The sequence below is a fragment of the Micromonospora sp. H61 genome (assembly GCF_018070325.1).
GTDB classification, from domain to species: domain Bacteria; phylum Actinomycetota; class Actinomycetes; order Mycobacteriales; family Micromonosporaceae; genus Micromonospora; species Micromonospora salmantinae.
Genome location: NZ_JAGPXY010000140.1, coordinates 1 through 5,124, shown reverse-complemented (window position 1 = coordinate 5,124; position 5,124 = coordinate 1). Strand labels below are relative to the sequence as shown.

7 protein-coding genes are annotated in these 5,124 nt (G+C 69.7%); 1 reads left to right on the top strand and 6 read right to left on the bottom strand.

Translation table 11 applies throughout. From position 1 onward, the window contains the following. From KBX08_RS32120 to KBX08_RS32095, 6 genes are all read right to left on the bottom strand, one after another. A partial coding sequence (locus tag KBX08_RS32120) for a universal stress protein (protein ID WP_210787513.1) occupies window positions 1-399 on the bottom strand: 399 nt, incomplete at its 3' end. 125 nt (window positions 400-524) lie between these two features. Next, a complete protein-coding gene (locus tag KBX08_RS32115) occupies window positions 525-1,667 on the bottom strand; it encodes an NAD(P)/FAD-dependent oxidoreductase (RefSeq protein WP_247670429.1) in 1,143 nt (380 codons plus the stop codon). A 46-nt stretch (window positions 1,668-1,713) separates the two neighbouring features. Continuing rightward, entirely contained in the window at window positions 1,714-2,148 is a 435-nt protein-coding gene (locus tag KBX08_RS32110) for a cupin domain-containing protein (RefSeq protein ID WP_112675140.1), read from the bottom strand. A 9-nt stretch (window positions 2,149-2,157) separates the two neighbouring features. Further along, window positions 2,158-2,595, bottom strand: a complete 438-nt coding sequence (locus KBX08_RS32105; protein ID WP_139584718.1) for an STAS domain-containing protein — start codon at window positions 2,593-2,595, stop codon at window positions 2,158-2,160. A gap of 78 nt (window positions 2,596-2,673) precedes the next feature. Next, window positions 2,674-2,985: a TraR/DksA C4-type zinc finger protein gene (locus KBX08_RS34220; RefSeq protein WP_307850710.1), complete on the bottom strand. Its 312-nt coding sequence runs from the start codon at window positions 2,983-2,985 to the stop codon at window positions 2,674-2,676. A 591-nt stretch (window positions 2,986-3,576) separates the two neighbouring features. Next, window positions 3,577-4,020: an OsmC family peroxiredoxin gene (locus tag KBX08_RS32095; RefSeq protein WP_112674664.1), complete on the bottom strand. Its 444-nt coding sequence runs from the start codon at window positions 4,018-4,020 to the stop codon at window positions 3,577-3,579. 670 nt (window positions 4,021-4,690) lie between these two features. Here KBX08_RS32095 and KBX08_RS32090 point away from each other — a divergent pair. Next, window positions 4,691-5,124, top strand: a 434-nt coding sequence (locus KBX08_RS32090) for a DUF488 domain-containing protein (protein WP_210787511.1), incomplete at its 3' end; no start/stop codon positions are given.

Below are 5,124 nucleotides of genomic sequence, written 5' to 3'. Positions count from 1 at the left end.
GGTCTGCACGCCGACGGATCCCAGGAGCAGGCCGGTGAATCCGCCCAGGCCGCGGTGGCCGACGACCACAAGGTCCACGTCATGGGAAGCGTCGATCAGTGCCGCCGCGGGCACGTCCGCCGGCAGGTCGGTGCTGACCTGAAGGGTAGGTGCGGCGGCTCGGGCCCGGTCGGCCGCGGCCGACAGGATCTGTTCGGCGGCGTGCTGGAGTCCGGCGTCGGGCGGGCCTACCGCCGGTGGTCCCATCAGTTCGTTGATCAGCGGCCATTGGAACGCGTGCACGATCCGCAGCGGACGGTGCCGGGCGACGGCCTCACGGGTGGCCCAGTCCAGGGCGTGCAGGCTGGGTGGAGAGCCGTCGACGCCCACCACGATCGCAGCGGCCAGGCCACTGGTCATGATCTGTTGCTCCTTCCGGAGGCGAGCGGCTGGGTGTCGACGGGTGTGACATCCTCGAGGGCGATGCCGGGGTCAGCGAGCCGGGCGAGGTCGACCGGCTTGCTGCTGCGGATCAGGGTCTCGATCTACGGTGTGACGTCCCAGATGTTGACGTTCATGCCGGCCATCACCCGCCCGCCGGCGATCCAGAACGCGATGAACTCCCGCTTGGCGAGGTCGCCGCGCACCACGACGGTGTCGTAGCCGCCGGAAGGGGCGTAGCCGGTGTACTCCATGCCCAGGTCGTACTGGTCGGTGTAGAAGTAGGGAAGCCGGTCGTAGACGACCTCGGCGCCCAGCATGGACCGGGCGGCGGCCGGACCAGAGTGCAGCGCCGTGGCCCAGTGCTCGACCCGCAGATGCGTGCCGTACACAGGGTGGTAGGCGTTGGCGATGTCCCCGGCGGCGTAGATACGCGGGTCGCTGCTGCGCAGCGCCTGGTCGACGACGATGCCGTTGTCGACGGTCAGTCCCGCCTGCTCGGCGAGCGCGACGTTGGGTTGGACCCCGACGCCGACGACGACCGCGTCGGCTGGCAGTTCGGTGCCGTCGTCCAGCACGACAGCGGATACCCGGCTCTCGCCGCGGAAGGCCCGCACGGTGGCGCCGAAGCGGAAGGTGACCCCGTGGTCGCGGTGCATGTCGGCGAAGACCCGGGCGATGCCCGGCCCGAGCACCCGCAGCAACGGCAGTTCGGGGTGTTCCACGACGGTGACCGTGGCGCCGTGCTGTCGGGCGGCGGCGGCGACTTCCAACCCGATCCAGCCGGCACCGACCACCACCAGGTGGCCGCCGTCGGCGAGCGCGGCCGCGATCCGGTCGCTGTCGGGCAGGGTCCGCAACGACAGCACCCCGTTGAGGTCGGCGCCGGGGACGTCCAAGCCGCGTGGTGTCGCACCGGTGGCCAGCAGCAGCGCGTCGTAGCCGATGCGCTGACCGTCGCCCAGTTCGGCCTGCCGGGCTGCGCGGTCGACCGCGGATACATGAACGCCGGTTCGCAGGTCCACATCATGCGCGGCGTACCAGCCGGGTTCGTGCACGAACAACGACTCCCGCTCGGCCGTTCCGAGCAGCAGACCCTTGGACAGCGCCGGCCGCTCATAGGGCCGTTCGGGTTCTTCACCGAGCAGCACGATCTCGCCGCCGAAGCCGGTCTCCCGCAGCGTCTGCGCGGCCTTCGCCCCGGCCAGCCCTGCCCCTACGATCACGAACACGTGTGGGTCTTTCATCGACTTCTCTCCTTGCGATGCGTCGTCGTGGCTCGGTCTTCGGTGGCTAGGGCAGCGGTGCGTTCACGGGCCAGCGGCGGCGCCCGCGCTGGTGATGACGCTGGTAGGAATCGGGCAGGTCGGGGTTCACCCGGTTAGCCGGAGTCGGTATCGTTCGTTTGGCGACGGTGAGCAGCAGGGCCGCGTCCTCCAGGGCTATCACCGAGTGTCGAACGTCGGGCACGATGAGTAGCTGACCGGTCGATACGTCGGTGGTGTCATCGCCGGCCGTGACCCGCACCCGCCCGCGTAGCACCTGCACGGTCGCCTCGCCCGGGTGGTCGTGCTCCTCGATCCGTTGGCCGCAGGCCAACGCGATCACGCTTTGGTAGAGCAGGTGCGGACGTCCGCCATCAATGGTGCGCATGTTGCGGCGGCTCGACGCGTTGAGCGCGCGGCTCAGCAGTCCATCGACGAGCGCCGTCAACGGCCATTTCTCCATCATTAGCTCCTATCCGTGCGGCAAGGCGTCAACACCGGCGGTCGACGGTTTCGCCGCACACCGCCGGTCGTCGCGGTGGCGCCGGGATCGGCGTGACCGCGCTGCTCGGGCGGTCTCCGGTGCCGGCTGCGGGTGCCGCCCGGTGAGGGCGGTGAAGACGCCGGTGAGTTCCAGGACGCGGCGGACTTGGCGCTGCGGGTTGACCACCGTGTAGCGGTGTCCCCGGCTGACGGCGGTGTTGCGGCCGACCACCAGCGCGCCGATACCGGCGCAGTCCAGGAACGTCACCCGGGCCAGGTCGACGACCACAGCGATGCGGTCCGGTGTCTGCAGGGTGTCCTGAAGGGCTGATACCAGCGCGTCGACGGCGCCCATGTCCACGTCGCCGGCGAGGGCAAGCGTGACCAGGCCGTCGTCACGGTGATGTCGAGTCAGCGAGAAACGCATGAAGGCCTCCGGGCGGTGTGCCGATGTCCTGTCGCGTGCATCGTCGTGCGGTGACGCTCGTCGTCGGTGCCGGTGGTATCAGCCGGTCTGCCTGCGCTGGCACGGCACGCAGAACCGGGCATGCGGCAGGATCTCCAGTCGTTGCAGCGAAATGTCGGCCGTGCAGCGTTCGCAGCTGCCCTCGGCCATGCGACGCAGCGCGTGAGCGGTGTCGGACACCGCCTGGCGGGCCGACGCGATGAGCGCGGCGAGAGTGTCGTGGTCGTAGCCGCCGTGGCTCCGCTGCCGGCTGCGCACGGTGAGCTCGGCGAGTTGGTCGGTGCTCCGTTGGAACTGCTCCTCCAAGCTGGTGCGGAGCAGGTCGATCGGATCCTGCACGGTGCTGGTCACCTCAATGGTCCTTTCACAGCTCGAGTAGCGGCTACGGATGCCAACCACCGCCAGACCGGCTGGGTGGGTGTGGCACTGCCACGGTGCGGGCGGTGGCCATCTACGGTGACTTCCGCCCGCGGTGAAGGGCTGCCGGCTCAGCGCGTAGACGGCGCGTGGCGCGGCGTGGACACCGTGCTCGACGTTCCACAGCCGAGTCCCGCCACTGTCATGATCGCCGGTCGATGTCGGATGCGACCGGCGCGTCCCCGGGGCAACCGGGCGGTCGAACACCGTTCCTCGGGGCGGCCGCACGCGGCCCGCTGCCAGGGTCAGCATGTGACTTGTCACCGTCGGCCTCCCGGCTCGTTCCAGAACAACCACCCGTCTGTCCAGCCTGTGCCGCCCTGAACGCGATGGCAGCGGGCCGCACCGGTCAACACCAGGGCGCGTGGTTGCCGACCGTCCGCAAGCACGGGACCCTCAGCACCCGGTCCTGAGTGCCACCGCCCGGGATGCGACCCCGACAACGGGTACGGCCTAACCAGGTCCGCCGCCCGCACGGCCAATCATGTCGAGGTGGTTCGCTGCCGCCTGGGTGACTGGCGTGAATCAGCTCGGCTGCAGGGTGGCTTCGACGCTGATCCGAGCACCGGCGAACAGCCGTGAGACGGGGCACAATGCGGCTGCGTCGTCCACTACCTTCTGAAAGCCTGCCGCGTCGAGCCCGGGCACCCAGCCGTCCACGCGCAGCGTGGAGGAGACGATGGTCGGTACGCCGTCGACGTCGTCCAGGGTCACCGTTGCCGCGACGTTGAGGCGATCCGGTGGCGTGTGGGCCTTGCCGAGCAGCAGCGTGAGTGCCATCGCGAAGCAGGACGAGTGAGCGGCGCCAACCAATTCCTCGGGACTGGTCTTGCCGCCGGGCGTCTCCGTGCGCGCCGCCCAGGTCACGTCCAGCCCGTCGAGTGCGTCGCTCCCCGAGCGGATCACTCCGCCGCCGGCGGTCAACGAGCCTTCCCAGGTCGTTTCTGCGGTTCGTTGGGCAATACTCATCTGCGACTCCTCAAGTATCGATGCGGTGACGGGTGACGGGGCTGCGCGGCATGGAACTGCTGGATCGTGGCCACGTGGCCCTCGTTCTGCCCTGTTCATGGACACTGCTCTGCAGCGACGACCGCCGGCCGGACCACTCTGTTATCGAGCCGACGTCGCCTCGATCACCATCAATGATTGCCGTCGGTCCGGTCCGGCACAGGTGCCGTCGCCGGTCAGGTCGGGTGCCGCAACTTGCCGATGCTCGGCACTAGGGCGCTCACGACACCGCGGCGCGGGCCAGCGAATCGGACGGTCGCCTACACCACCAATCCCGTCAGCCTCTGGCCGGCCAGCCCTCGTCGGGTCTGCCGACACCGCGTGGACGTGGCCGGCACACGGAACTCGCACCCGATCATCGCTCGCGTTTCGCGCGGAGCCGCCGGACCGATCCCCCGCCGCGGTGATCGGCCTCCGCCTGGCCCCTTCCGGTGAGACACCACCAGGTCGAGCTGATGCCGGGGTAGGGCAACCATCGCGCCCGGCGTTGCCGGGACCCGGCAATCTGTCACCGCGCTAGGTGCTGGCCACACACCTGTCCCGCGATGAGGGCATGGCGCGAGCATTGCGACGACACCTCGCACCGCGGTCCGTGTGGCAATCCGCGAGCGATTTCCATCGAGGAGGACCTATGGAAAGGCAGGTAAGGCTCCGCCGGGTCTACCATGATCCCTCACCCGATGACGGCGCCCGGGTGCTGGTCGACCGGGTGTGGCCACGCGGTCTGACCAAGGCTGCGGTCCATCTCGATGAGTGGGTGAAGGACATCGCGCCGTCCACGCCACTGCGCCGCTGGTACGGCCACCGACCGGAACGCTTCACCGAGTTCCGGGACCGCTACCTGGTCGAACTCCGCGACGCCCGACCAGCAGCCGCCCTCGACCGGCTCCGGGAACTGACCCGCACGAGGACCGTCACGCTGCTGACGGCCACCCGAGACGTCGAGCACAGCCAGGCAGCCGTCCTCAGTGACCTTCTACGCGGCGCCCGAACAGCCCGTGACCCGGTGCCGAAGGTGCCTGGTTCGACCCCACGCCGCCGCCGGGTGAACGTCGGCGGTCCGCC